Annotated in this window: 25 protein-coding genes; 13 read left to right on the top strand and 12 right to left on the bottom strand. The window is 61.8% G+C overall.

Annotated elements, in window-relative coordinates:
• Nucleotides 1-67 precede the first annotated feature (67 nt).
• The 3 genes from BA011_RS24285 (at nucleotide 68) to BA011_RS24275 (ending at nucleotide 2404) form a co-directional block, all read left to right on the top strand.
• A complete protein-coding gene (locus tag BA011_RS24285; RefSeq protein WP_065282651.1) occupies nucleotides 68-475 on the top strand; it encodes a hypothetical protein in 408 nt (135 codons plus the stop codon).
• Between the two features lie 89 nt (nucleotides 476-564).
• The gene (locus tag BA011_RS24280; protein WP_065282320.1) at nucleotides 565-1938 is read left to right on the top strand and encodes a PepSY-associated TM helix domain-containing protein; all 1374 of its coding nucleotides are present in this window, start codon (nucleotides 565-567) and stop codon (nucleotides 1936-1938) included.
• Nucleotides 1939-1951: 13 nt separating this feature from the next.
• Complete coding sequence (locus BA011_RS24275) at nucleotides 1952-2404, top strand: copper uptake system-associated protein (RefSeq protein ID WP_065282319.1); 453 nt, start codon at nucleotides 1952-1954, stop codon at nucleotides 2402-2404.
• Nucleotides 2405-2409: 5 nt separating this feature from the next.
• On the opposite strand, the gene BA011_RS24270 is transcribed toward BA011_RS24275, so the two are convergent.
• The 3 genes from BA011_RS24270 to BA011_RS24260 are packed head-to-tail and all read right to left on the bottom strand — an operon-like array spanning nucleotide 2410 to nucleotide 5965.
• A complete protein-coding gene (locus BA011_RS24270; protein ID WP_065282318.1) occupies nucleotides 2410-3291 on the bottom strand; it encodes a patatin-like phospholipase family protein in 882 nt (293 codons plus the stop codon).
• 12 nt (nucleotides 3292-3303) lie between these two features.
• A complete protein-coding gene (gene rsmD, locus BA011_RS24265; RefSeq protein WP_065282317.1) occupies nucleotides 3304-3864 on the bottom strand; it encodes a 16S rRNA (guanine(966)-N(2))-methyltransferase RsmD in 561 nt (186 codons plus the stop codon).
• Nucleotides 3845-5965: a pseudouridine synthase gene (locus tag BA011_RS24260; protein WP_065282316.1), complete on the bottom strand. Its 2121-nt coding sequence runs from the start codon at nucleotides 5963-5965 to the stop codon at nucleotides 3845-3847. The genes rsmD and BA011_RS24260 overlap by 20 nt, the downstream gene beginning before the upstream one ends.
• Nucleotides 5966-6055: 90 nt before the next feature.
• On the opposite strand from BA011_RS24260, the gene BA011_RS24255 reads away from it, so the two are divergent.
• Nucleotides 6056-6493 carry a nucleoside deaminase gene (locus tag BA011_RS24255; RefSeq protein WP_065282650.1) on the top strand — a complete coding sequence of 146 codons (438 nt, stop codon included), beginning with the start codon at nucleotides 6056-6058 and terminating at the stop codon, nucleotides 6491-6493.
• 37 nt (nucleotides 6494-6530) lie between these two features.
• Here BA011_RS24255 and BA011_RS24250 read toward each other — a convergent pair whose 3' ends face one another.
• Nucleotides 6531-7160: a hypothetical protein gene (locus BA011_RS24250; RefSeq protein ID WP_065282315.1), complete on the bottom strand. Its 630-nt coding sequence runs from the start codon at nucleotides 7158-7160 to the stop codon at nucleotides 6531-6533.
• A 133-nt stretch (nucleotides 7161-7293) separates the two neighbouring features.
• Complete coding sequence (ileS, locus tag BA011_RS24245) at nucleotides 7294-10185, bottom strand: isoleucine--tRNA ligase (protein ID WP_065282314.1); 2892 nt, start codon at nucleotides 10183-10185, stop codon at nucleotides 7294-7296.
• Nucleotides 10186-10581: 396 nt separating this feature from the next.
• On the opposite strand from ileS, the gene BA011_RS24240 reads away from it, so the two are divergent.
• Both BA011_RS24240 and BA011_RS24235 read left to right on the top strand, forming a co-directional pair.
• Complete coding sequence (locus BA011_RS24240; RefSeq protein ID WP_237352531.1) at nucleotides 10582-10893, top strand: antitoxin Xre/MbcA/ParS toxin-binding domain-containing protein; 312 nt, start codon at nucleotides 10582-10584, stop codon at nucleotides 10891-10893.
• 128 nt (nucleotides 10894-11021) lie between these two features.
• Nucleotides 11022-11456, top strand: coding sequence for an RES family NAD+ phosphorylase (locus tag BA011_RS24235; protein WP_065282312.1), 435 nt, complete (start codon nucleotides 11022-11024; stop codon nucleotides 11454-11456).
• On the opposite strand, the gene BA011_RS24230 is transcribed toward BA011_RS24235, so the two are convergent.
• Complete coding sequence (locus BA011_RS24230; RefSeq protein WP_065282649.1) at nucleotides 11445-12437, bottom strand: bifunctional riboflavin kinase/FAD synthetase; 993 nt, start codon at nucleotides 12435-12437, stop codon at nucleotides 11445-11447. The two genes, BA011_RS24235 and BA011_RS24230, sit on opposite strands and share 12 nt — an antisense overlap.
• A 48-nt stretch (nucleotides 12438-12485) precedes the next feature.
• A complete protein-coding gene (locus BA011_RS24225; RefSeq protein WP_065282311.1) occupies nucleotides 12486-13334 on the bottom strand; it encodes a TIGR01459 family HAD-type hydrolase in 849 nt (282 codons plus the stop codon).
• Between the two features lie 394 nt (nucleotides 13335-13728).
• On the opposite strand from BA011_RS24225, the gene groES reads away from it, so the two are divergent.
• From groES to BA011_RS24210, 4 genes are all read left to right on the top strand, one after another.
• Complete coding sequence (groES, locus tag BA011_RS24220; RefSeq protein WP_003545797.1) at nucleotides 13729-14025, top strand: co-chaperone GroES; 297 nt, start codon at nucleotides 13729-13731, stop codon at nucleotides 14023-14025.
• 72 nt (nucleotides 14026-14097) lie between these two features.
• The gene (gene groL, locus BA011_RS24215) at nucleotides 14098-15741 is read left to right on the top strand and encodes a chaperonin GroEL (protein ID WP_065282310.1); all 1644 of its coding nucleotides are present in this window, start codon (nucleotides 14098-14100) and stop codon (nucleotides 15739-15741) included.
• Between the two features lie 213 nt (nucleotides 15742-15954).
• Nucleotides 15955-16101, top strand: coding sequence for a hypothetical protein (locus BA011_RS44425; protein ID WP_186806482.1), 147 nt, complete (start codon nucleotides 15955-15957; stop codon nucleotides 16099-16101).
• Between the two features lie 374 nt (nucleotides 16102-16475).
• Nucleotides 16476-16922, top strand: a complete 447-nt coding sequence (locus BA011_RS24210; protein WP_065282309.1) for a hypothetical protein — start codon at nucleotides 16476-16478, stop codon at nucleotides 16920-16922.
• A gap of 221 nt (nucleotides 16923-17143) precedes the next feature.
• Here the strand turns inward: BA011_RS24210 and BA011_RS24205 are convergent, their stop codons facing one another.
• Nucleotides 17144-17854 (bottom strand): glutathione binding-like protein, encoded by a 711-nt coding sequence (locus BA011_RS24205; protein ID WP_065282648.1) that lies wholly within the window; start codon nucleotides 17852-17854, stop codon nucleotides 17144-17146.
• A 214-nt stretch (nucleotides 17855-18068) separates the two neighbouring features.
• Between BA011_RS24205 and BA011_RS24200 the strand changes: the two genes are divergently transcribed.
• Nucleotides 18069-18506 (top strand): DoxX family protein, encoded by a 438-nt coding sequence (locus tag BA011_RS24200; RefSeq protein WP_011650625.1) that lies wholly within the window; start codon nucleotides 18069-18071, stop codon nucleotides 18504-18506.
• A gap of 78 nt (nucleotides 18507-18584) precedes the next feature.
• Here BA011_RS24200 and hisG read toward each other — a convergent pair whose 3' ends face one another.
• The 3 genes from hisG to hisS all read right to left on the bottom strand — a co-directional run bounded on the left by hisG (nucleotide 18585) and on the right by hisS (nucleotide 22149).
• Nucleotides 18585-19280, bottom strand: a complete 696-nt coding sequence (gene hisG, locus BA011_RS24195; protein ID WP_065282308.1) for an ATP phosphoribosyltransferase — start codon at nucleotides 19278-19280, stop codon at nucleotides 18585-18587.
• Nucleotides 19277-20398 (bottom strand): ATP phosphoribosyltransferase regulatory subunit, encoded by a 1122-nt coding sequence (locus tag BA011_RS24190; RefSeq protein WP_065282307.1) that lies wholly within the window; start codon nucleotides 20396-20398, stop codon nucleotides 19277-19279. The genes hisG and BA011_RS24190 overlap by 4 nt, the downstream gene beginning before the upstream one ends.
• 230 nt (nucleotides 20399-20628) lie before the next feature.
• Entirely contained in the window at nucleotides 20629-22149 is a 1521-nt protein-coding gene (hisS, locus tag BA011_RS24185; RefSeq protein ID WP_065282306.1) for a histidine--tRNA ligase, read from the bottom strand.
• A 231-nt stretch (nucleotides 22150-22380) separates the two neighbouring features.
• Here hisS and BA011_RS24180 point away from each other — a divergent pair, with 231 nt between their 5' ends.
• A complete protein-coding gene (locus BA011_RS24180; protein WP_065282305.1) occupies nucleotides 22381-23142 on the top strand; it encodes a hypothetical protein in 762 nt (253 codons plus the stop codon).
• Nucleotides 23143-23288: 146 nt separating this feature from the next.
• Here the strand turns inward: BA011_RS24180 and BA011_RS24175 are convergent, their stop codons facing one another.
• Entirely contained in the window at nucleotides 23289-24338 is a 1050-nt protein-coding gene (locus BA011_RS24175; protein WP_065282304.1) for an aldo/keto reductase, read from the bottom strand.
• A gap of 237 nt (nucleotides 24339-24575) precedes the next feature.
• On the opposite strand from BA011_RS24175, the gene BA011_RS24170 reads away from it, so the two are divergent.
• Nucleotides 24576-25280: an HAD family hydrolase gene (locus tag BA011_RS24170; protein ID WP_003545777.1), complete on the top strand. Its 705-nt coding sequence runs from the start codon at nucleotides 24576-24578 to the stop codon at nucleotides 25278-25280.
• Nucleotides 25281-25287: the final 7 nt, after the last annotated feature.

Below are 25287 nucleotides of genomic sequence, written 5' to 3'. Positions count from 1 at the left end.
TGACGCATTGAATATGAGGGAAGCGGCGTTTATCAAAAGTCCGATCGGAGCGATCCAAGAGGGAATTTTGATCAGACGGACGACACAGATCGAACAATGGGCGCTGCGCATCCTGTGCGCGGCCGCACTGGTGTTCGTCGGCTTTGCCCATCAGCTGCCCGCCGCAGCGGCTGGCGAATTTGATCCGGCTGAACTCAGCCAATATGTGCTTCCGGACGGGTCACTGCCGACGCTTTGCGTCACCACGACGGACACATCCGGTCAGAACCAGCACGACAAGGCGCATTCGCATGGTTGCGAAGCCTGCCGGATCAGCGCCGCCATCCTCCTGCCGGCGCCGGCGGACATTGCCGGTGCCGCCATACCCTTTGCGGCTGCGGTTGAACTGCCGATCCGGACCGAGGCCTTCCATCGCCAGCTTTTCCCGCCCAATACCGGTCCCCGGGCTCCTCCTTCCGATCCGATCCCTGCCTGAATTTCGCGTTGCGGCAGGCGCCGTGACGCGCCTTTCAACGCCGGCCGACCTGCATGCGTGCCGTCGGTCGTGGATACGGATCCATTCTCATGTCGACTATTACTGCTGCCGAACCGGCAGAGGATGCCGCAAACGGCGTTTCGCTCTACCGTGCCATCTGGCGCTGGCATTTCTTTGCCGGACTTCTCGTCATACCCTTCCTGCTCAATCTGGCCGTTACCGGATCGCTCTATCTCTTCAAGGACGAGATCAACAGCACCTTCTTCGGCTACCGCTACAGTGTCCAGCCGACTGGCGAAGCGCTGTCGGCGGAGCGGATCGCAGCGATCGCCGCCTCCGCCGTGCCGGGCTCAACCGCGACATCCTACAAAGACCCGGTCCTGCCCGAGCGATCGGCCATCGTCACCCTCTCCAGCGATGCCGGCTCGATGCTGGTCTTCGTCAACCCCTATGACGGCAAGGTACTCGATGTGGTCGGATCGACCGACGAGTTCAATTATGTCGTCAAGCGCATCCACAGCCTCGCCTATTTCGGCACCATAACGAACCGGCTGATCGAAATTGCCGGCGGCTTTGCCATGGTACTCGTCGTCACCGGGATCTATCTCTGGTGGCCGCGACGCCAGACGGGCGGCGTTGTAAGCGTGCGAGGAACGCCCGGCCGCCGCGTTTTCTGGCGCGACCTGCATGCGGTGACCGGAGCCTTGGCCGGTATCCTGATCTTCTTCCTTGCGATGTCAGGCATGCCATGGTCGGGCTATTGGGGGGCGAACGCCAATGCCTGGTTGATCGAACATGGCCTCGGCTATCCGGTCCAGCTCTGGGACGACGTGCCGAAGTCGCGGAAAGTCACCGAGGATATCCTTCCGAACAGCGGCTGGATCGTCGAGAAGGCGCCCGTTCCGCTTTCCGATATCGCCGCAGCGCAATCAGCCAGGCCAATCGGCCTCGACAAAGCCGTGGAGATCGCCAAACGGCTGGGCATGGCGCCGGGCTTCGACGTGGCGATCCCCTCCGACGAGACGGGCGTCTATACCGCCTCGCTCTTTCCGGACGACCTTACCGACGAACGCACGCTCCATATCGATCAATACTCCGGGAAACCACTGATCGATATCGGCTTCGATCAATATCCGTTCCTCGGCAAAGCGATCGAGTGGGGCATCAATGTCCACCAAGGACAGGAATGGGGGCGTTTCAACCAGCTGCTGATGCTCGCAACATGCCTTGCAATTGTGCTGAGCTGCGTGACCGCCGTCGTCATGTGGTGGAAACGTCGCCCGATCGGCCGCCTCGGCGTGCCACCCACGCCGCCAAAGCCTTCGATCTATTACGGCCTGTGGGTGATTGTCGGGATATTCGCCGTCACCTTCCCGATGAGCGGGCTCGCAATTGTCGCCATGATCGCCTTCGACCAGATCGTCGTGCGGTTCGTACCGTTGCTGAAACGTGTTCTCGCTTGAGGGAGGCCATCAGATGAAGAAGATCATCGCGATCGTTGCCGGCGTGCTGCTTGCATCCATGGCATCTGCGGATGACGATCCGCAACAGGCGATCCCGGCGAGGCTGAAGGTGATGTTCGAAAGGCCAGACAAGCCGCTCGATATCGCGCCGGTCGTCGTTCAGGCCGATTGGGCGATCATCGGCTGGCGGCAGGACGGACGCGGCGGTCGGGCCCTGATGAAGAAGACCCATCACGGGTGGAGCATCTATCTCTGCAGCGGCGACAGCCTGAAGGATGCCGGGACGCTGGAGACGATCGGGCTCTCCGCAGTTGACGCCGCCGGGCTGGCTGCGAAGCTGAAGGATGCCGAGGCCGGCCTCGATTCTTCCGCGCTTGCGCTCTTCTCAAGCTTCGAGGGCACGGTGATGATGAATGAGGCTTCAAACGGCGCGGGTCATGCCGGCCATGAGGGCCATGCCCAATGAAGCAGCTAGCGCTTCAGCCGAGCCTCAATTTCCCGGTCAAGGGCGAATTTCAGGTCGTCCTTGACGCCGACGGACATGGCAAGGACTTCGCGGGCCTTGAGGAAATCCATGACGCCGGTGCGACCGACCGTCGGGCGCAGGAAGATATGCGGCGGGCGAAGCTTCAGCTTCAGTGAGATCGCCGTCTGCATCATCAGCTGGCCGGAACCGAAGATGCTCTCCATGCGGTTCGGAATATGCGTTCCGTCGCCTTCCGGCGCGCCGACGACATCGATGCCGACGACGATGTCGGCAAGATCCATCAGGCATTCATAGGGCACCGGATTGCTGATGCCGCCGTCGATCATCACGCGGTCGCGCAGGCGCACCGGCATGAAGACGGCGGGGATGGCGGAAGAGGCGGCGAGTGCGGGAAACAGCTCACCCTGCTCGATGATGACTTCGCACTGACCGTAATAATCCGTGGTGATGACCTTCATCGGGACTAGCAGATCCTCGAAGCGGGACGGCAACTCGGACGGCAGGAAGGCTTTCAGTATCCGCTCCAGATTGAACTGGCCGATGCGGATACCCTTGGCCACCGCATCGCGCACCGTCGCCGGCCTCAGGCCCCAGATGCGAGCGACGACCGCCGTCTTGTTGCCGACGGTCGTCAGCGCATGTTCGCGGATTTCGGCGCCGGACATGCCAGCCGCCATGCCGGCCGCCATGATCGCGCCGATCGATGAGCCTGATACCGCCACCGGGCGGATGCCGAGTTCATCGAGGGTCTCGATGACATGGATATGGGCAAGTCCGCGCGCACCGCCGCCGCCAAAAGCGACGGCGACCGTCGGCACATCGCTGATCGCAGGCAATTTCGGGCTGATGATCTCTGCCTGCTGCACGCCCGCCCCCGCTTATTGCGGCTGATATCGGAAGAAATGCACCCTCGTATCGCCAAAGATGCGGCTTTCGAGGAAGACATAGGAAGGATGGACAGAAACGACAACATCGGCGCGTTCTTCGAGCACCGCGATTGCGCCTGGCCGCAGCCAGCCGCCCTCGGCCGCAGCCGCCATCGCCTTCTCACCGAGACCCTTGCCATAGGGCGGGTCGGCAAAGAGCACGTGGAAGGGGTCGAGATTGCCGACGCCGCCGAGATCGGTCGCATCCCGGCGCAGGATGCGCGTGCGGCCATGCAGGCCGAGCGCATCGATGTTCTCCCAGAGCAGCGCCCTGCCCTCGACACTGTTTTCGACGAAGAGCGCATGGCGACAGCCACGTGAGACGGCTTCGAGGCCGACGGCGCCGGTGCCGGCAAAGAGGTCGAGAATCCGGGTGCCATCGACGCATTCCGGATAGGCATGGCTCAATATATTGAACAGGCTCTCGCGCGTCCGGTCGGCAGTCGGCCGGATTTCGTTGGATTTTGGCACGGCGAGAGGCCGTCCGCGAAACTCACCGCCGACGATCCGCACCGCGCGTCATTCCTTTTCCTTTAGCACCACCTCTGGACGGCCCGCCCGCAGGCCTGTCGCCGCCCGGTCTGTCACCGCCCGGCTTGGCGCCTTTCGGCTTGCCGGAAAAACTCTTGGCCCCACCAGGCTTGGCCCCGCTGGGCTTGGCCGCAAAGCTCTTGCCGCGCGGTCTATCACCGGAAGGCCTGTCACCCGAAGGCTTGTCACCGAACGATCTTTCACCGCGCGGACGCTCGGAGCGGCCCTCGCCGGCAAAGCTTCTGGCTGCCCGCGGACGCTCATCACCGTCCTCGCGCGGTCTGCGATCCCCACGCGGCTTATCGCCGAAGGGCCGATCTCCACGTGAAGGACGATCACCGGAGGGGCGGTCGCTGCGGGGACGCTCCGAGCGACCCTCACCGGCGGAGGTTCTGGCGGCACGAGGACGCTCGTCGCCATCCGCACGCGGCTTGCGATCACCGCGCGGCTTGTCGCCGAAGGGGCGGTCTCCACGCGAAGGACGGTCGCCGAAGGGGCGGTCGCCGCGCGGACGCTCAGAACGGCCCTCACCGGCAGGGCTTCTCCCGGCACGAGGACGCTCGTCGCCCTCCGCACGCGGCTTGCGATCGCCGCGCGGCTTGTCGCCGAAGGGCCGATCCCCACGCGAGGGGCGATCACCGAACGGCCGGTCGCCGCGCGTCGGGCGGTCGCCGGAACCGCGGTCTTCGCGGGCGGGGCGATCACCAAAGCCGCGCTTGCGGCCGAAGCCCTCGCCCTCATCCTTGCGACGGGTCTCCTCGCTCGAGCGGATCCACTCGCCATCCTCTTCGCGGACGCGGTTCACCTGGGTGCGCGGGCGATCTTCGATGCGATCGAAACCAGTGCCTTTTGCCGGCGACTGCTCGCCGCGTTTGCGCGCGGTCTGCGCATTCTTGGCGGCTTTCGCCGCGGCCTTTTCGCCGAGCGGCCGGGCGCCCGGCGCCATCCAGACATTGGCGCTGCGGCGCTGGCCGAGCGGCTGGGGACGCTTTGGCCTTTCATCGTCCCGGCGCCCGCCGTCGCGGCGGTCGTCCTCTTTGCGCGCCCCACCGTGGCGGTCGTCGCGTTTGGTATCAAGACGGCTCAGCGCCCGTTCGCGCTTGTCTTCGTCGCGGCGCGGACGCTCACGCTTTTCAGGTGCTGCGGGCTCCACCTCTTCCTCGGCAGCGACCGCCGCCGCATTGTAGATCGGCGCGTCGAAATTCGCCTTGGCTTCCTCGATGAGGCGCGGGCCGAGCTGGTCGCGCAAGGTGCGGCCGCGCACTTCGACGACATGGCCTTCCGGCAGGTCGCCGAGCTGGAATGGGCCATAGGAAATGCGGATCAGGCGATTGACCTCGAGACCGAGCGCGCCGAGCACGTTCTTGATTTCGCGGTTCTTGCCTTCGCGAAGACCCATGGTGATCCAGACGTTCGAGCCCTGCGTGCGGTCGAGCGTCGCCTCGATCGAGCCGTAGAGCACGCCGTCGACGGCAATGCCGTCCTTCAGCTTGTCGAGCGCGTCCTGATCGATCTCGCCATGGGCGCGGACGCGGTAGCGCCGCAGCCAGCCGGTCGCCGGCAGCTCGAGCGCGCGGGCGAGACCGCCGTCATTGGTCAGGAGCAGCAGGCCTTCGGTGTTGATATCGAGGCGGCCGATCGACATGACGCGTGGCAATTCTTCCGGCAGGTTGTCGAAGACGGTCGAGCGGCCTTCCGGATCGGCATTCGTGGTCACCAGGCCCGCGGGCTTATGATAGAGCCACAGCCTGGTGCGCTCGATGCCGCGGATCGGCACGCCGTCGACCTCGATGCGATCGGCGAGCGTGACGTTGACGACGGGGGTTTCAAGAACCCTGCCGTTCAGCGTCACACGGCCTTCCATGATCATGCGTTCGATGTCGCGGCGGGAGGCGACGCCGGCACGCGCCATCACCTTGGAAATGCGTTCGGCCTTGGCGTCACCATCGGTTTCGGCGGCGATTGCGCGGGCGGCCGCAGGCTTTGCCGGCTTGTCGCCGTCCGCCTTCGGGCCGGCTTTCGACCTGATATCCCGTGAAAGGGGCTTTGCGCCCGGGCGTTTTGGCTTGTCTTTGGGTGTCATTTGTTGTTTGCCTGCCTTTTGGGCCTGTCTATCAGGTCACGCATCTGCGGTTAAGTGGAAATTCTTGCGATCGTGAAGACAAATCGTTTCATGGAGATGGCGCTCGAAGAAGCGCGTGCCGCCGGAGAACGCGGCGAGGTGCCGATCGGCGCCGTCGTCGTTGTCGACGATATTGCCGTTTCACGCTCGGGAAACCGCACGCGCGAGCTCAAAGACGTGACCGCGCATGCCGAAATCGCCGCGATCCGGCTCGCCTGCGAAGCGCTCGGGCAGGAACGTCTTGCCGGTGCCGATCTCTATGTGACGCTGGAGCCTTGCACCATGTGCGCAGCAGCCATCTCGTTTGCGCGTATCCGCAGGCTCTATTACGGCGCCGAGGACCCGAAGGGCGGCGCCGTCGACAATGGCGTGCGATTCTATGGGCAGCCGACCTGCCACCACGCCCCGGAGGTCTATTCCGGCTTCAACGAGGTCCAATCAGCCGATCTGCTGCGAAGGTTCTTTTCGCAAAGAAGAGAGGCGCCGTAATCCGCAGCGCCGTCATCCTTGCCGGCGCGCCGAAAAGCTATTGCAGGAGGTTCCACCACTGCTTGCCGGTGTTGGCGACCGCTGCATCCTTCTTGCGCTTCTTCTGCTTCTTGAGCTCGGGCTCGCCGACATCATCGAGCTTTGCCGGATCGTCGACAGTGCGGTAGCCGGGCGGCGGATCGGATATATAGCGGCGCTGGTCGACGTAGGAGCCCTTCTGCAGGGCACGGGCTTCACGATAGGCCTTGGTCTGGGCTTCCGTCGTGCGCCGGCCGCCTTCGATCGCAGAGCTTGCGAGCGGCGAGCGGTAATTCGGATTGTCCGAATTCGCGTCGGCCTCCGAAACGAGACGAGCACGCGTCTCCTCCGGCGATTCAAGCCATTGCGGATTGTCCTTGTTGGCGACCGTCGGCTGCGGCGCAACGAGGGTCTCTTTCTGCGCCTGGGCCGGCAGCACCAGCGTCGGACGCGGCGTGTACTTGACGCCCTTGTTCTTCGGGTCCGGGCCGGTCAACGACACGGACTGGCCGAGATCGTCGGTCAACTGTTCCATGGCGGTCTTGTCGGTGCCGTAAGTCGGGCTGCTGGCGCAACCGGACACCAGGGAGCATCCCGCCACTACAATAGACAGGCAGGCGCCCATACGGAACCAATGCGTTGCTAACATGAAAACCCTTCCAGCCCTGCCGGTGCAATCGTCGCCCAACCGGACAACCGTCCCCCTGACGCAAAAATCCGGCCATTTTCAGGCAGCTTTTACCGGATGAACCGCGAAAACGCAATTCACCCGGCAATATTCTTCACTTGAGCGCGGCAAGCTCGCGAAGGGCGGCGGCATCGCGGGCCGAAACATCAGGATATTCCGGATCGGAGCCGACATCCCTGGTGATGCGCCAGGAGCGGGCGCATTTCTCGCCCTCTGCAAGCTTCGGCACGACGCTGACCTCCGGCACCTCGGCCAGGCGGAAGGCCTCCGCCGGGCCTTCGCCCGCCTTGATGTCGATTGCCGAGGTGATGCAGACTTCGGTGAAGTCCTGGCCCTCCAGCGCCTTCAGCAGCGCGGGATCGGCGATGTGCACGACAGGAGCCGCTTCCAGCGAGGAGCCGATGCGCTTGTCCTTGCGCTCGATTTCCAGAGCGCCGGTCACGACCGAACGCACTGTACGGATCTTCTTCCACTTCTCGGCCAGCGCATCGTTGCGCCATTCCTTTGCGACCGGGGCAAACTGCTCCAGATGCACGGAAACGGCGGACGGATTGCGCGACAGCCAGGCCTCCTCGGTGGTGAAGGGCAGCATCGGGGCAAGCCACGTCACCATGCAATCGAAAATCTGGCGGATGACGTGCAGGCTGGCGCGCCGGCGCAGGCTCGACGGCGCGTCGCAATAGAGCGCGTCCTTGCGGACATCGAAATAGAAGGCCGAAAGTTCGACATTGGCGAAATCGATCAACGCGCGGGCGATCTTCTTGAAGTCGAAGGCATCGTAGTTCTCGCGCACCAACTCGTCGAGTTCGGCCAGCCGGTGCAGCATCAACTGCTCCAGCTCCGGCAGATCGGCAAGCGCGATCTCCTCGCCCTTGTCGTGGGCAAGCGTACCGAGCATCCAGCGGATGGTGTTGCGCAGCTTGCGATAGGCATCGACATTGGTCTGGATGATCGTCTTGCCGACGCGCAGGTCGTCGGCATAATCCGAGGTCATCACCCAGAGGCGCAGGATATCGGCGCCGGCATCCTTCATCACTTCCTGAGGTGCTGTGACGTTGCCCTTCGACTTCGACATCTTCTCGCCCTTCTCGTCCATGGTGAACCCATGGGTGAGGACGGCATTGTAAGGCGCGCGGCCGCGGGTGGCCGCCGATTCCAGCAGCGACGAATGGAACCAGCCGCGATGCTGGTCGGAACCTTCGAGATAAAGGTCGGCCGGCCACTTCAGGTCCGGGCGGTCTTCGAGCGTGAAGGTGTGCGTCGAGCCAGAGTCGAACCAGACGTCGAGGATATCCATGACCTGGGTCCAGCGGGTATGGTCGTGGTCATTGCCGAGGAAACGCTCCTTGGCGCCTTCGGCAAACCAGGCGTCGGCGCCCTCATGTTCGAAGGCTTCGAGGATGCGGCCGTTGACGGCTTCGTCGACCAGGACCTCACCCTCATCGTCGGCAAAGACGGCGATCGGCACGCCCCAGGCGCGCTGGCGCGAGAGCACCCAGTCCGGACGGCCCTCGATCATAGCGCGCAGGCGGTTCTGGCCGGCGGCGGGCACGAAGCGCGTATCGTCGATTGCACTGAGCGCGCGCGATCGCAACGTCGTGCCGTCGGCAAGGGTCTTGTCCATATAGACGAACCATTGCGGCGTGTTGCGGAAGATGACCGGCTTCTTCGAGCGCCAGGAATGCGGGTATTGGTGCTTCAGCCGGCCGCGGGCAAAGAGCGCGCCGCGGGCGATCAGTTCCCTGATGACGCGGTCGTTGGCATCGCCCTTCTTGCCGTTGTCGTCGATGACGCGGACGCCCTCGAAGCCGGGAGCGTCGGCGGTATAGAAGCCGCCGTCGTCGACCGGGAACGGGATTTTGGTGTCGATGCCGCGGGCCTCAAGCGTGCGGGCAGCCGACATCCAGGCGTCGAAGTCTTCGCGACCGTGGCTTGGCGCAGTGTGGACGAAACCGGTACCCGCATCATCGGTGACGTGGTCGCCATCGAGCAGCGGCACGAGGAATTCATAGCCGCCGTCGAGACCCTTGAAGGGATGCGCGCAGGTCATCGCTGCGAAGTCGGCCGCAGAGACATCGCTCAAGCGCTTGTACTGCAGCTTGGCCTTGGCGAAGGATTCCTCGGCCAGCTTATCGGCAAAGATCAGCTTTTCGCCGGGACGCGGACCAAAATCGTTCTCGGCGGCCGTCACTTCATAGAGGCCGTAGGAGATGCGTGGCGAAAAGGAAACCGCGCGGTTGCCGGGGATCGTCCAGGGCGTGGTCGTCCAGATGACCACGAAAGCATCCTTGAGCGCGACCGGACCTTCGACGACCGGGAATTTCACCCAGATCGTGTCGCTCTCATAATCCTGGTATTCGACCTCGGCCTCTGCCAACGCCGTGCGCTCGACCACCGACCACATGATCGGCTTGGAGCCGCGATAGAGCTGACCGCTCGCGGCGATCTTCAGGAGTTCACCGGCGATGCGCGACTCCGCGTGGAAGTTCATCGTCGTATAGGGATTGTCGAAGTCGCCCTCGATGCCGAGACGCTTGAATTCTTCCGCCTGGACCTTGATCCAGCCGGCGGCGAATTCACGGCATTCCCGGCGGAATTCGTTGACCGGGACCTCGTCCTTGTTCTTGCCCTTCTCGCGGTACTTCTCTTCGATCTTCCATTCGATCGGCAGGCCGTGGCAATCCCAGCCGGGCACGTAATTGGCGTCGTAGCCGCGCATCTGGAACGAACGGTTGATGACGTCCTTGAGGATCTTGTTCAGCGCGTGGCCGATATGGATGTTGCCGTTGGCATAGGGCGGACCGTCGTGGAGGACGAATTTCTCGCGGCCGGCGGCGGAAGCACGCAGTTTCTTGTAGAGACCCATCTCCTGCCAGCGCTTGACGAGTTCCGGTTCCTTCTGCGGCAGGCCGGCGCGCATGGGGAAATCGGTCTCGGGCAAATAGAGGGTCTTCGAATAGTCGATCTTTTCGGCTGTGTCGGTCATGTCTGACAATCGTTTTCTGGCGGCCCAGGAAGGGGCGCAACGGGCGTGAAATAGCTGGTGACGGAAGCGCTCGTATCCAAGCGCCAAAAACCCGGACCTTCCGGCCGCTTAGCGCGCGCGGAAGGCCGGGCCGATAATTCGCATCATCATTGCCAGCCGATATTTCTTCATCGCGCCGGTTCATAGGCGTTTTTGCCGGGAAAAGGAAGAGGCCGGCTTGCCACAACGGAAGCAATTGAAGACGGCGCCAAATGCGCATATATATTGGGGCAAGTGGCATAGAGGTCATTCATAGCAATGCTCGGTTTTCTTCAGACATCAGACTCGATGACCATACGCGAGCGCCTCAAGATCGCTTCGCACGGCTCCGTCCAAGTTTATGACGGAGCGATGGCATTGAAATTGACAGAGCTCGGCTTTTCCGTGGAGGAAATATATCGTTTTGTCGCACCGCGCCGAACTCTGGCGAGACGCAATGCAAACGGCGAGCCGCTGACGGTCGAGGAAAACGACGGCGCATTGCGTATCGTGCGGATTGCGGAGATGGCTAAGCGCATTTTCGGCGACGGAGCCGTTGCGTTCGATTGGCTGCGCAAGCCCAATCGCGGAATGGACGGCATAGCCCCGATCGATCTGCTGGAATCGGAAACCGGCGCCCGCCTCGTCGAGCAGGCACTGCACCAGATCGACCACGGGATTTACGTCTAGAGCGGTTCAACTTTTCATGGAAACGCAGAACTGCTCTAACCTTATGTTTTTACGCAATTCCCGGCAAAACCGCTTTGCGCTTTGCCTGGGAAAACCGCTTCGCACTTTTCCTGGAATTGCTTTAAGCGATGATCTTATGGCGTATCTCGAATTATGCCGATCTTTCCGGACGCGGCGGGCTGCTTGCACCAGGACGATGGCATCATCAGGGAATTCCCGTCGTCTATTGCTGTGATCACCCGTCGACTGCGCTCCTCGAAATTCTGGTACAGGTCGATCTGCATCAAATTCCGAGAGATTTTCAGCTCCTGAAAATCCATTGCCCGGACGACATCGAAGCCTTCGATATCGGGATCGATCCTGCTGCGATCAACCAGACCAGCCTGACGCGCGACCGGGGCAGCAAATTACTGGAAGACAATGATTTCTGTCTCCTGCGCGTCCCATCGGCAATCATGCCAGAGGCCGCGAATATTCTTATCAATCCGCGTCATCCGGACGCGTCGCGCCTGACAATCGAAAAAGCGATCCGCTATCCTTTCGACAGCCGGCTATTGCGCTGAAGAGAAGCACAATTTCCGGTCAAGCGCGCCGAGCGGCTTGACACCCGTAAGCAGTGCCCTCGCCTCTTCCTCATCGCGCTTGATCTGGGCGACCAGTGGATCGAGGCCGTCGAATTTCAGCTCAGGGCGGAGATAGCCGAAGAACGAGACCGAGCAGAGCTGGCCATAGAGATCGCCGCTGAAATCGAAAAGATAGGTTTCGAGCAGCGGTGCGCCGTTCTCCGTCACCGTCGGACGGCGGCCATAGCTGGCGACAGCATCGTGGAGCGTGCCGTCCTGGCGGCGGAAGCGGACGGCGTAGATGCCGGCGGCAAGATCGACCTCCGGCGGCAGGCGCATGTTGGCTGTCGGGAAACCAAGTTGGCGGCCGAGCTTTTCGCCATCGATCACCTCAGCTTCCACCGTATAGCGGTAACCGAGCATGCCGGCGACTTCGCTGACATTTCCCTCCTTCAAGAGCGAGCGGATATGGCTCGAAGAGACGACATCGGCGTTTTCATCGCGAAAGGCATCGATCAGGGTGACGCCGAAGCCGTAGGTATGGCCGGCATTCATCAGGAAGGCCGGACCGCCCTCGCGGCCGCGGCCAAAATGGAAATCGAAGCCGGTGACGACTTCGGAGGCTCCGAGCCAATCCTTCAGGATCGAATGGATGAAATCATCGGCCGAGCGCTGCGAGAATTCGTAATCGAAGGGATATTCGATGACGGCGCTGAAGCCGAGCGTTTCCAGGATACGGGCCTTCAGCGGCGCCGGCGTCAGGCGGAAGACCGGCGCTAGCGGCCGGAAGACCGTGCGAGGATGCGGCTCGAATGTCAGCACCAAAGCGGGAATACCGCGCGCCTTGGAGATCTCGAGCGCCCGGCTCAGCACCGATTGATGGCCGCGGTGCACACCGTCGAAATTGCCGATGGCAATGACGCCGCCCTTCAGATGGGCGGGCAAGGGTTCCCGGGTTTCATTGCGGTGGAAGACGGTCATCGGCTGGCTTCTCTTCATGCAAGGCGTGTCTTCATGCAAGGCATGTCTTCATGCAAGGCGGGGCATCCACCACTTCGGCGCGGCGTTTTCCCGTTCGAGATAGGCGTTGAGGATCGCCTCGTCGGTCTCGCCGTTGAGAGTATATTCCTTAGCGTGGATACCGCCGCTGATGTAGAGGAGGTCGAGGCCGTAATTCAAGGCGCCGCGCACATCGGTCGGCATGCCGTCGCCGATCGCCAGCACGCGATCGACCGGGAAATCGCCGCGAAGCTCGCGGGCAGCCGCAAGCGTTGCCTCGTAGATCGGCCGATGCGGCTTGCCGGCGATGCGGGTTTTTCCGCCGAGCTGCTCGTAATAGGCGGCCATGGCGCCGGCGCAGGGGATGATGCGATGGCCGCGCTCGACGATGAGGTCGGGATTGGCGCAGATCATCGGCACCTCGCGGGCTTTGAAATCGAGAAGCATATCGGTGTAATCCTCCGGCTTCTCGGTCTCGTCGTCGAAAAAGCCGGTGCAGACCAGCGATTGCGCTTCGCCCGCCGGCCGGCGCTCGACGCCAATGCCTTCGAGCAGCGCCTTGTCGCGCTCGGGGCCAAGCAGAAAGACGGTCTTCGGCCCTTCGGCGATCAGCCCGCGCGTGACGTCGCCGGAGGTGACGATCCTGTCATAGGCGCTGTCGGGAACGCCGATCTGGCGCAGCTGCTCGACCACCTGCCAGGAAAGGCGCGGCGAATTGGTGATGAGGACGACGGCGAGGCCGCTTTCGCGTGCCGCTTCGAGGGCTGCGGCCGCCTTCGGGAACGGATCGACGCCGTTGTGAACGACGCCCCAGACATCGCAGAGCACCACATCATAGTGACCTGATATCTCCGAGAAGTTTTCTATCCGCTTGGCCATTCCGATTTCCCGATTTGCTTCCGTCACCGGTGACATTGCAAAGGCGCAAGGCGATGGCAAGGCATTTTCTTCGCTGCCGGGCCGATGCGAAGAGCTCGAGCGGCGGTCCGGCGAAGCGGAAGGGCAAAGGGTTTGGACGATTATCGCCAAGCGGCAGATTGCCGACGGCGGACGAGTTCGGCAAAGTTCGGCTGCACCCAGGTTTCGGCCGCAATCTCCGACTATTCTCCGGCCTCTTCACAATTCCGGCACAAAAATTCGTGATTGCTCTCATTGACTCCTCTCGGAGCCATCCCTAAATGCTCGTCGCTAGCACTCACCGCAAGGGAGTGCTAACATCTATCCATGTGGGCCACTCCGGTCCGCGAATGTCATTCGATCGAGGGATTAGACAATGGCAAGCACCAACTTCCGCCCCCTTCACGACCGCGTCGTTGTTCGCCGCGTTGAGTCCGAAGCCAAGACCAAGGGCGGCATCATCATTCCCGATACCGCCAAGGAAAAGCCGCAGGAAGGCGAAATCGTCGCCGTCGGTTCCGGCGCGCGCGATGAGTCCGGCAAGGTCGTCGCACTCGACGTCAAGGCTGGCGACCGCATCCTGTTCGGCAAGTGGTCCGGCACCGAAGTCAAGATCGACGGCGAAGACCTTCTGATCATGAAGGAAGCCGACATCATGGGCATCATCGGCTGATCGGCCGACCTGCTTTCCCGAAATGGCTGACGGGCCTTTTGCCCGAACAACTCGAATTCAGGAGTTAAGAATATGGCATCTAAAGAAATCAAGTTTGGCCGCACCGCGCGCGAAAAGATGCTGCGCGGCGTCGACATTCTCGCCGATGCAGTGAAGGTCACGCTCGGCCCGAAGGGCCGTAACGTCATCATCGACAAGTCCTTCGGCGCGCCGCGCATCACCAAGGACGGCGTTTCGGTCGCCAAGGAAATCGAACTCGAAGACAAGTTCGAAAACATGGGCGCCCAGATGGTCCGCGAAGTTGCTTCGAAGACCAACGATATCGCCGGCGACGGCACCACGACGGCTACCGTTCTTGCCCAGGCGATCGTTCGCGAAGGCAACAAGGCCGTTGCAGCCGGCATGAACCCGATGGACCTGAAGCGCGGCATCGACCTCGCTGTCGCCGACGTCGTGAAGGATCTCCAGGCCAAGGCCAAGAAGATCTCGACTTCGGAAGAAGTCGCACAGGTCGGCACGATTTCGGCAAATGGCGACAAGCAGGTCGGTCTCGACATTGCTGAAGCCATGCAGAAGGTCGGCAACGAAGGCGTCATCACGGTTGAAGAAGCCAAGACCGCCGAAACCGAACTCGAAGTCGTCGAAGGCATGCAGTTCGACCGCGGCTACCTCAGCCCCTACTTCGTGACCAACCCGGAAAAGATGATCGCCGACCTCGAAGACGTCTTCATTCTCCTGCACGAGAAGAAGCTCTCGAACCTGCAGTCGATGCTCCCGGTTCTCGAAGCCGTCGTACAGACCGGCAAGCCGCTCCTCATCGTCGCTGAAGACGTCGAAGGCGAAGCCCTCGCAACGCTCGTCGTTAACAAGCTGCGCGGCGGCCTGAAGATCGCTGCCGTCAAGGCTCCTGGCTTCGGCGACCGCCGCAAGGCCATGCTCGAAGACATCGCCATCCTGACGGGCGGCACTGTCATCTCCGAAGACCTCGGCATCAAGCTCGAATCCGTTACGCTCGACATGCTCGGCCGTGCCAAGAAGGTTTCGATCTCCAAGGAAAACACCACGATCGTCGACGGTTCGGGCGCCAAGACTGACATCGAAGGCCGTGTTGCCCAGATCAAGGCGCAGATCGAAGAAACCACCTCCGACTACGACCGCGAGAAGCTGCAGGAACGTCTTGCTAAGCTCGCTGGCGGCGTTGCCGTCATCCGCGTCGGCGGCTCGACGGAAGTCGAAGTGAAGGAAAAGAAGGACCGCATCGACGACGCGCTCAACGCGACGCGTGCTGCCGTTCAGGAAGGCATCGTCCCCGGCGGCGGTATCGCTCTGCTCCGCTCCTCCACGAAGATCACCGTCAAGGGTGCAAACGACGACCAGGAAGCCGGCATCAACATCGTTCGCCGCGCCCTGCAGTCGCTCGTTCGTCAGATCGCTGAAAACGCAGGCGACGAAGCCTCGATCGTTGTCGGCAAGGTTCTCGACAAGAACGAAGACAACTTCGGCTACAACGCCCAGACATCGGAATATGGCGACATGATCGCCATGGGTATCGTCGACCCGCTCAAGGTCGTTCGCACGGCGCTGCAGAACGCTGCTTCTGTCGCATCGCTGCTGATCACCACCGAAGCCATGATTGCCGAACTGCCGAAGAAAGAATCGGCTGGCGGCGGCATGCAGGGCGGAATGGGCGGCATGGGCGGTATGGACATGATGTGATAGGCCAACGGCCTTTCACAGCATCGTTCATGAAACCGCCCATCATCTAAGATGGTTCAGCGCGTCAAGCGCGCTGAACGGGCGGAATGGACATGATGTGATCGGCGAAAGCCATCACTGACTACCATTCCGGCATCCGGAACAGGAAGGGCGGCCCTCGGGTCGCCCTTTTCTTTTGCCCGAAGCGATTCGACGTGCGGCACAGTGATTTGCATGGCCGACGAACGCCTGCGCAGTTCTCTCTTGCAGGCCCCGGGCAGGAAGCTTGCGCCAGGCTTGCGCTGCCTGCGTATTTATCAGCCTGCCGACATGCGAGAGATCAAAGTGCTGCTGCAACATTTCCGGCCTGACGTGGAGTGAAAACGTTTGCAAAGCTTTCAAAGATGATCCTCCCATGCCAATTCTAGCAAAATTGGCCGAAGATGCAGACATTCTAAGAAAAGAGGCCGATCCGAATACCCCTTAAAAAGCCGTTGCCGTTTGTCCAAAAGCCCCTATAAATCCGCGCTGCACTTCAACCGCGCCCGGCGATAATTCTCGCCAATAGACGAGGCCGGAGCACGGAGAGCATACGTGAACGTTCGGCTTTGAGGGGCTCCGGTTACGGAGGCCAGATGGCCGTGGCAATAACCGCCGGAGGTAAGCGCGGGCATCATGCCCGCTGCTGCGTGATCCTGTTTCTTTGTGTTTGCCGAGCGTGCGGCCGAGCAGCCGCATCCGAACGGGGGAACGCCTTGTTTAACATCGCCAGAGCTAATGCAGCCGTACCATTGACACCCGGCTCGCTTGATGACGCCAATCAAAATCATAAGATGTTGGCACAGTTTTCCGTTTCCGAAGCCTGGACCGGCGATTTTTCGAGCGGCATGCTCCGTCTCGGCGAATGGAGCGCGATGCTGCACGGCCTTGCCGCGCAGGAATGCGGGCTGCTCGGCCTGATCCGCTGCTATGATGCCAAGGACCGCAGCCACATATTGGAGCTGTTCGAGCAGGCGGCGACGCTCTGCTCCTCCTTCTGTTTTTCGACGACGATCATCATGCCGAACGGCTTTCGCCAGCCGCTCTTCTGCATGGGCGAGTCCAATGGTCTGGAAGAAAAATTCAACGGCAGCATGGTCGGCGTCTTCGTCTTTCCGCGCTTCAAGCTGGAAGGCGCAAAGCAGATCACAAGTCGGCGATAAGCCGGACATCAAGATAAAAGGCCGCCTCGAAGGCAGTCTTAGGCGGCTGACAAACCTCGCTCTTTACGCGACGTCATCCTCGGCCTTGTGCCGAGGATCTGCTGCACCGGCTGCAGATCCTCGGGACAAGCCCGAGCATGACGAAAGAGGAGTTCGCCAACTTTGCCAGCAGTCTGAAGCCGCCTCGAAGGCGGCCTTTCTACTTTCCGGCGATCCGTCCGTTACTCCGGCTTGACCGGTATGTTGAGGCCCCTGGCACTTGCCGGACGAGCGATGCAGCGCTCCAGCCAATTAGAGACGGCGGGGAATTTCGCGTATTCGAGAACCTCGCGGCCGCCATAGAAAATATCGGCACCGCGAACCCAGGTGAAGGTGGTGATGTCGGCGATCGTGTACTGGTCGCCCATGATCCACTGACGGCCCTTCAACCGGTCTTCAAGCACCCCGAGTAGCCGTTTGGACTCGTCGCGATACCGCTCGACAGGATAGGAATTGTTGGCGACCTTGTCGGCGGCAAATTTGTAGAAATGGCCAAACTGGCCGAACATCGGGCCGATGCCCGCCATCTGGAAAAACACCCACTGGATGGTTTCATATCGGCCGGCAGCATCGGCAGGGATGAGCTTGCCGGTTTTTTCCGCGAGATAAAGCAGAATGGCGCCGGATTCGAAAAGGCCGATCGGCTTCCCGTCGGGACCGTTCGGATCGATGATCGCCGGAATGCGGCCGTTCGGGTTGAGAGATTCGAATTCCGGTGATTTCTGCTCGTTGGCGGCGAAGGAAATATAATGCGGCTCATAGGCAAGGCCGAGTTCTTCGAGGGCGACTGAGACCTTCACCCCATTAGGCGTCTGCAGGGAATAGAGCTGTATGATGTCGGGGTTTTTCGCCGGCCAGCGCGTCGTGATCGGAAATGCGGAAAGATCTGCCATCGGAATCTCCATGTTGGGCGCCGACCATAAAAGACCGGGCTCGGCAAAGGCAAGCGGCGGCAGAGGCAAAGGCATCGTTCGATATTAGTGAACGAAGCGTCCCCTTCCGTTTATCTTTCCACAACACAAGAAAAGAGCGACATAGAGGCATCCGAGGTCGAACCGGTGCCGGGGCACCAAGATCTCCAAAGTCCTTGAAACGGAGACAACGTCCATGTCGAACAACGTCATCATCCTGATTGCCCGTATTCTGCTTTCCTTCATGTTCATCTTTGCCGGCTTCGGCAAGGTGACCGATCCGGCCTCGACCGCAGGCATGATCGCCGGCGCCGGTCTTCCAGCGTCCACCGCGCTCGCCTATCTCGCCGGCCTCTTCGAACTCGCAACCGGCATTGCCGTGCTCGTCGGCTTCCAGGTCCGCATCGTCGGCTGGCTGCTTGCCGTCTTCTGCGTGTTCACCGGGCTCGTCTTCCACCTTGCGCCGGTCAACGTTCCGGATTTCCCGGCCGCCGCCAACGGCTGGATCAACGGCCTGAACTTCGTCAATCTCATGAAGAACATCACGCTCGCCGGCGCCTATATCATGCTCGCCACCAATGGCGCAGGCGCCTACTCGCTCGACGCCCGCCGCGGCGCTTACGCGGCTGCGTAACGCCAGCAGATATCCTCCCAGACATACAGAACCCGCCGTCATCCGACGGCGGGTTTTTCTATGCTTTTATGACTGAGATCAGAGGGCGGCGCGCACCGCGTCGATGATCGCCTGCACAGCGGGTTCGCCGGCATGGCTTTCCTTGCGGGCGCGCACCAGGCAGGCCTGCGAATGCAGGATGACACCGTCCTGGAGCACCTTCAGATGGTTGGCGCGCAGCGTCGAGCCGGTGGAGGTGATATCGACGATGATATCGGCCGAGCCGGAGGCGGGAGCGCCCTCGGTGGCGCCCAGGCTTTCGACGATGCGATAAAGCTGGATGCCGTGCTGGCTCGAAAAGAACTGCTGGGTCAGCCGCCAGTATTTGGTGGCGATGGCAAGGCGTCGGCCGTGGCGGGCGCGGAAATCGGCGGCAACGTCGACGAGATCGGCCATGGTGTCGACATCGAGCCAGATCTCCGGCACGGCGACGACGACATCGGCATGGCCGAAGCCGAGGCGGGCGCAGAATTCGACGCGCTTGTCGACTTCGGCAAACCCTTCGCGCATCAGATCCTCTCCGGTGACGCCGAAATCGACGGTGCCGTTGCCGATTTCGCGAGAGATTTCGGAGGCCGAGAGAAAGGCGATTTCCACATCGTCCCAGCCTTCGACGCGGCCGCGATAGGAGCGATCGTTACCAACAGCCGAGATCGTCATACCGGCACGTTCGAAGATCGCCGAAGCGTCCTCCTTCATCCGGCCCTTGGAGGGAAGCGCGATGGTGATGGTCATGCGGCTGCCCTTTCGGTTTCGATGCGGTCGAGCCAGAAGGAGAAGCCGACGGCCGGGATGCGGTCCGTCGCACCGAGGAAGGTCAGGAGCCGGTCGAAGCGACCGCCACCGGCGAGCACCGCGGTCGAGCCTTCCACCGTCACCTCGAAGACGAGGCCGGTGTAATAATCGAGCGGCCGTCCGAAGGCGGCGCGGTAGTCGAGGCAGGAAAGATCGACGCCGGCATTGGAAAGTGCTGCGACGCGGCCGTTGAAGCGCGAGAGCGCGTTGCCGAGTTTCAGGCCGGCAGCATCAGCGAAACCGGAAAGGGCCGCGGACGCATTGACGAGCGGCACGTCGAGCGACAGGAACTCTTCCAGCACATGGAAGGCGGCATCGTCGAGGCGCGTTTCGGACAGGATGAGCTTTTCCTTGAGCCGTCGGGCGATCTCCAGGGCCGAGCGGCCGGCATTCGTCGAATAGCCGGTCTTCTGCATCTCCCGCTCGAGATAAGCGACCAGCGCCTGCTCGTCGCCTGATGCGACAAGCCTGGCGATATCGTCGTCCAGCCCGGTGACGAATTGCGGGCTGACGAGGCTGGCAAGCAGTGCTTCCAGCTGCGTCATATTGCCGAAGGCGTGGATCAGGCGCTTCTGCCAGCCGAGCGGCAGGCCGAGCGCCTGGACGACGGCCTCGAACACCGCCTGGTCGCCCAATGTCACGGCTAAGCGCCGGCCCGGCAGCAGGCGGGCGAGAATGCCGGTGGCGTCGCCGATGGCGCGGGCATCGGCGTTTGACAGGTCGATATCGCCCAGATCCTCGATCCCGGCCTGATAGAATTCATTGGCGCCGTCGCGGCGCTGGCGGAAAACCTCGCCGAGATAGGCGTAGCGCTTCGGCGTGCCGGTCGCCGTCTCGATGTGGCGCAGACAGACGGGAATGGTGAACTCGGGACGCAGGCAGAGGCTGGCGCCGGTTTCGCTCTCCGTAATGAAGATGCGACGACGCAGATCTTCGCCGGCGATATCAAGGAAAGGTTCGGCCGGCTGAATGACAGGCGTATCGATGCGCTCAGCGTTGCGCTCGATGAATTCGGCGATCAGGTCGTTGGCGAAATCGGGGAGATTGATCAGGGGCATGCCGGGCTCCGAATAATAGGCGACGGGCGTGCCGGAAAATACCCCCCTCTGCCCTGCCGGGCATCTCCCCCACAAAGGGGGAGATCAGCTGGGCGCCCCAGATTCCCAAAATATTGAGCGTGCGCCAAGTGGCTTCGGCCCCCTAAGGTGTTTGATTGGGGCAAGAGGCCACTCCTATCCGATCTCCCCCCTTGTGGGGGAGATGCCCGGCAGGGCAGAGGGGGTACGCCTCAGACATTCGCCGCCCTTTTCCGATCCTCGGCCTGCGCAGCAAGGATCTCCTTCACCTTGGCGACAAGGTCGGCTTCCGGCGCCGTCTCCTGCGCTACGCGCGCTTCGCGCCAGCTGGCATTGTCCTCGATCTCGCCGGAGAGCCGCTTACCCTCGATCAGATCCTTGATCTGCACGACGCTTGTCGCGCGTTCGTCGCCGCCCTGGATAATGGCGACGGGGCAGCCGCGGCGATCGGCATATTTCAGCTGGTTGCCGAACTTCTTCCAGTTGCCCTGGAACATCTCGGCGCGGATGCCGGCGGCGCGCAGTTCCTGCGTCATCTTCTGATAGCGGCCCATCGCCTCGACATCGCCGTCCATGACGGTCACCAGCACCGGCTCGATGACCTCACTGGCGCCAAGCTTGCCGAGGTTTTTCAGCGCCGTCATCAGCCGGGAGACGCCGATCGAAAAGCCGGTTGCCGGCACCGGCTGGCCCATGAAGCGGGAGACGAGGCCGTCATAACGGCCGCCGCCGCCGACCGAACCGAAGACGACTTTCTCGCCCTTTTCATTGGTGACGTCGAAGGTCAGTTCGGCCTCATAGACCGGGCCAGTATAATATTCGAGGCCACGCACGACGGAGGGGTCGATCTTGATGCGGTCAGGGCCGTAGCCGGCGCTGGTAACCAGCGCACCGATGAAATTCAGCTCCTCGACGCCTTCGCCACCCCTGGCGGTTCCCGCAACCAACTCGGCGAGACGGACAGCGCTTTCGGCATAGTCCGTGATGCCGACGAAGAACAGCACCTTGTCGATCTGCTCATTGTCGAGACCGGCGCCCTTGGTGAAGTCGCCGGATTCATCCTTGCGGCCGGGACCGAGCAGCAGGGCCACGCCCTCCGGGCCGAACTTGTCGAGCTTGTCGATGGCGCGCAGCACGTTCAGCCGCTGGCCGGCCTTGTCATCACCGCCGAGACCGATCGCTTCGAGCACGCCATCCAGAACCTTGCGGTTATTGACGCGGATGAGGTAATCGCCGCGCTTGATGCCGAGCGCCTCCAGCGTATCGGCCATCATCATGCACATTTCGGCATCGGCCTGAACACCAGGCGCGCCGACGGTATCGGCATCGAACTGCATGAACTGGCGGAAGCGGCCCGGGCCCGGCTTCTCGTTGCGGAAGACGTAGCCGGCGCGATAGGTGCGGTAGGGCAGCTGGATCTCGTTGAAATTCTCGGCGACATGACGGGCAAGCGGCGCCGTCAGGTCGTAACGCAGCGACATCCATTGCTCGTCATCGTCCTGCAGCGAGAAGACGCCCTCGTTCGGCCGGTCGCTGTCGGGCAGGAACTTGCCAAGCGCATCGGTATATTCGAACAGCGGCGTTTCGAGCGGATCGAAACCATAATGCTCATAGACTTCCCGGATTTTTGCCGTCATCTCGTTGACGGCGCGGATATCGCCGGCCGTGCGGTCGACGAAGCCGCGCGGCAGGCGGGCCTTGAGCTTTTGCGGTTTCTTCTGCTTGTCGTTCATTTCCGGGAATTCCACTGACTGTGACAGTGGCGGTTTCCTAGCGGATTGGGCGGGGAGCGGCAAGGGCGAAGGGTCTTGATGTCAAGAGCATTTCCGTTTTTCTCCGAGTCACGGAAATGCTCTATCTCTCTGTTTTCACGCAATTCCGAACGCAAAACCGCTGCACACTTTTGCTGGAATTGCTCTAGACCAGAATCGATTGAACGAAGGAGCTCCATCAGAAATGCGGATATGTGCATGATCACCGAGGCGCTTCTCTATGCCGCGACCTTGCCGCTGACCGGCAAGCCGCATCGAAAGTTCATCCGCTATTCCGTCAATCTCTGGTCGCGAGCCGGGCGCTGTGCGGCGGATTGGGCCGAACATGAGGAGATGAGCCGGAAGGCGATCCTGGCGGCGATGGCCGATCTCCGGCAGAAACGGACGGCCGTCGTGCTCGGCTCCGGCCTGTTGCGCGATGTGCCGATCGAAGTGCTGGCGCGGGATTTCGACACTGTCGTCCTGATCGATCTCGTTCATCTCGCCTCGGTGCGCCTGTGGCTGTCGGCCAAATTCTATCGCAACGTCCGGCTGATCGAGCGCGATCTTTCCGGCTACGACGACCTCGCCGCCGGCCGCGAGCCTGAACCGCTCGGCTTTCTGCGCGGCGTGCCCTATCTCGATTTCGTGGTTTCCGCCAACCTGTTGTCGCAGATCGGCCGCGGCGTGAAACGGCGCCATGAGGCCGAGGCCGGGCGAATGCCTGAAGACACGGTGGAAAGGCTGATCTCGGCACATCTGACCGGACTGTCGGGGCTTCCCTGCCGCAACTGTCTGGTGACCGACATCGCCTATGCCGTGATCGACCGCAACGGCAAGACGCATGAGGAGGCCGACCTGCTGCATGGCGTTTTGCCGCCGCCGGCAAAAGCGGCCTGGACATGGCCGGTCGCGCCGCTCGGGGAAGAAAGCAAGGATTATAGGATCGAGCACAAGGTTATTGCCGGCTGGTGATCAGGATGTGACCGCCGGCAGTATATTCACAGCGAGCCGAAATCGCCGAGATGAACGCCTGGCTCAAGGCCCACGGCAAGTAATCGATCATTGATGAAAAGGGGACGCCGGATGTCCGGCGTTCCCCAAGACTTACGTTGGCGAGGTCAGTCCTTCGGCTCGAAATCGGTCGGGCGGCGGCCGGCGCCCTGTCGCGCCAGCATCCAGCCCGGATATTCGGGCGCAAGCGCGCTTACCTCGTCGAGCTTCTTGATATCGTCTTCATCGAGCTTCAGCTTGACGGCGGCAAGGTTCTGATCGAGCTGGTCGACACGCTTGGCGCCGATGATGACTGTGGTGACGAAAGGTTTGGCGAGGATATAGGCGAGCGCCACGGTGGCGACGCTGACGCTGTGTTTTTCGGCGATTTCGCGCATGACGGCGACGCAGGCCCAGGCCTTGTCCTTGTCGACGGGCGGGAAATCGAAACTGGCGCGGCGGCCTTCACCGTTGCCAGGCGCGCCGGGACCGTACTTGCCGGAGAGTAGACCGCCGGCGAGCGGCGACCAGACCATCAGGCCGAGCTTTTCCTCCTGCATCATCGGCACGATGTCGCGTTCGAGGTCGCGGCCGGCGATGGAGTAATAGGCCTGCACGGTCTCAAAACGGGCAAAGCTCCGGCGTTCGGAGAGGCCCAACGCCTTGGAAATGCGCCAGGCCTGCCAGTTGGAGACGCCGATATAGCGCACGAGACCACGGGACACGAGATCGTCGAAGGCGCGCAGCGTCTCCTCGATCGGCGTCACCGTATCGGTCGCGTGGATCTGATAGAGGTCGATATGATCGGTCTGCAGCCGCTTGAGGCTCGCCTCGACCGAGTCCATGATGTGACCGCGCGAGGCGCCGCGGTCGTTCGGCTTGTCGCCCATAACGCCGTAGACCTTGGTGGCGATGACGACGTCCTTGCGTTGGATGTCGAGGTTCTTCAGCGCCTGGCCGAGCAACCTTTCGGACTCGCCGGTCGAATAGACGTCGGCCGTGTCGATGAAATTGACGCCTGATGCAAGCGAGCGCTCGACGATCCGGTCGGCGGCATTCTGGTCGACGTCGGCGATGGCGCCCCAGGCAGTGCCTTGCTTGGCTTCGCCGAAGGTCATCGTGCCCAGGCAGATTTCCGAGACGAAAAGTCCGGTATTTCCGAGTTGATTGTAACGCATGGTCGAAAAATTCCTTTGTGTCTGCCGCAAGAGGGGCTTGCGAACTACTGAACTTCATTTTTTGATTATTGGCCTGCATATGACAGGCACAGCCGTGGCTGGCTGCAAGGTGAGGCGATTTTCATGTAGTGCGGCGGCGGCGCTTTTCAACGCCGTAGCTTGGCTCTGCGGAGGCTATGCCCTTGTCTCGACACAGGCCGCCGATAGATTGCCGGCCATATTTTAAGAGGTGCGCATATGACGACGCGACCACTAACCACGATCGGCTTCGATGCCGACGATACACTCTGGCAGAACGAACAATATTACCGGCTGACGGAAGCGCATTTCACCGGGCTTCTTGCCGATTTCGCCGAAGGACCGAAGATTTCCGAACGGCTGCTGGAGGCCGAAAAACGCAACCTTCGCCATTACGGCTTCGGCATCAAGGGTTTTACGCTGTCGATGGTCGAAACCGCAATCGAGATCACCGAGGGCAAGGTTCCGGCGAGCGTGATCGCCAAGATCCTCGATACCGGCCGCGATCTTCTCAATCATCCGGTCGAGACGATGCCGCATGTGCGCGATACGCTGGAGGCGCTTGCCGGCAAATACCTGCTCGTCATGATCACCAAGGGCGATCTCTTCGACCAGGAGCGCAAGCTTGCCCAATCCGGGCTCGGCGACTTCTTCGATGCCGTCGAGATCGTCTCCGACAAGACGGCCGTCACCTATCGCCGCATCTTCGCCAAGGTCGGCGACGGGCCGGAACGGGCGATGATGGTCGGCAATTCGCTGAAATCCGACATCGTGCCGGCGATCGCCGCCGGCAGCTACGGCGTCTTCGTGCCGCACGAACTGACCTGGGTGCTGGAACATGTGGACGAGCCGAAAGAGGCGCCGCGCTTCCGCAAGATCGACCACCTCGGCGAATTGCGCGACCTGATCGACCGGCTCGGCTAAGCGGGGC

Source organism: Rhizobium leguminosarum (assembly GCF_001679785.1).
Taxonomy (GTDB): domain Bacteria; phylum Pseudomonadota; class Alphaproteobacteria; order Rhizobiales; family Rhizobiaceae; genus Rhizobium; species Rhizobium leguminosarum_R.
Note: the sequence above shows the minus strand (reverse complement) of the source record. Positions and strands in the feature narration are given on the sequence as shown.

Excerpts from the sequence above, each read along its gene's own strand:
- BA011_RS24180 (WP_065282305.1), top strand. The coding sequence starts at position 22,381 with ATGTGCATGATCACCGAGGCGCTTCTCTATGCCGCGACCTTGCCGCTG.
- BA011_RS24200 (WP_011650625.1), top strand. The coding sequence starts at position 18,069 with ATGTCGAACAACGTCATCATCCTGATTGCCCGTATTCTGCTTTCCTTC.
- groES (WP_003545797.1), top strand. The coding sequence starts at position 13,729 with ATGGCAAGCACCAACTTCCGCCCCCTTCACGACCGCGTCGTTGTTCGC.
- BA011_RS24250 (WP_065282315.1), bottom strand. The coding sequence starts at position 7,160 with ATGTTAGCAACGCATTGGTTCCGTATGGGCGCCTGCCTGTCTATTGTA.
- ileS (WP_065282314.1), bottom strand. The coding sequence starts at position 10,185 with ATGACCGACACAGCCGAAAAGATCGACTATTCGAAGACCCTCTATTTG.
- hisG (WP_065282308.1), bottom strand. The coding sequence starts at position 19,280 with ATGACCATCACCATCGCGCTTCCCTCCAAGGGCCGGATGAAGGAGGAC.
- BA011_RS24205 (WP_065282648.1), bottom strand. The coding sequence starts at position 17,854 with ATGGCAGATCTTTCCGCATTTCCGATCACGACGCGCTGGCCGGCGAAA.
- BA011_RS24235 (WP_065282312.1), top strand. The coding sequence starts at position 11,022 with ATGATCTTATGGCGTATCTCGAATTATGCCGATCTTTCCGGACGCGGC.
- BA011_RS24275 (WP_065282319.1), top strand. The coding sequence starts at position 1,952 with ATGAAGAAGATCATCGCGATCGTTGCCGGCGTGCTGCTTGCATCCATG.
- BA011_RS24280 (WP_065282320.1), top strand. The coding sequence starts at position 565 with ATGTCGACTATTACTGCTGCCGAACCGGCAGAGGATGCCGCAAACGGC.
- BA011_RS24175 (WP_065282304.1), bottom strand. The coding sequence starts at position 24,338 with ATGCGTTACAATCAACTCGGAAATACCGGACTTTTCGTCTCGGAAATC.
- BA011_RS24170 (WP_003545777.1), top strand. The coding sequence starts at position 24,576 with ATGACGACGCGACCACTAACCACGATCGGCTTCGATGCCGACGATACA.
- BA011_RS24190 (WP_065282307.1), bottom strand. The coding sequence starts at position 20,398 with ATGCCCCTGATCAATCTCCCCGATTTCGCCAACGACCTGATCGCCGAA.
- groL (WP_065282310.1), top strand. The coding sequence starts at position 14,098 with ATGGCATCTAAAGAAATCAAGTTTGGCCGCACCGCGCGCGAAAAGATG.
- hisS (WP_065282306.1), bottom strand. The coding sequence starts at position 22,149 with ATGAACGACAAGCAGAAGAAACCGCAAAAGCTCAAGGCCCGCCTGCCG.
- BA011_RS44425 (WP_186806482.1), top strand. The coding sequence starts at position 15,955 with ATGGCCGACGAACGCCTGCGCAGTTCTCTCTTGCAGGCCCCGGGCAGG.
- BA011_RS24230 (WP_065282649.1), bottom strand. The coding sequence starts at position 12,437 with ATGACCGTCTTCCACCGCAATGAAACCCGGGAACCCTTGCCCGCCCAT.
- BA011_RS24225 (WP_065282311.1), bottom strand. The coding sequence starts at position 13,334 with ATGGCCAAGCGGATAGAAAACTTCTCGGAGATATCAGGTCACTATGAT.
- BA011_RS24260 (WP_065282316.1), bottom strand. The coding sequence starts at position 5,965 with ATGACACCCAAAGACAAGCCAAAACGCCCGGGCGCAAAGCCCCTTTCA.
- BA011_RS24255 (WP_065282650.1), top strand. The coding sequence starts at position 6,056 with ATGGAGATGGCGCTCGAAGAAGCGCGTGCCGCCGGAGAACGCGGCGAG.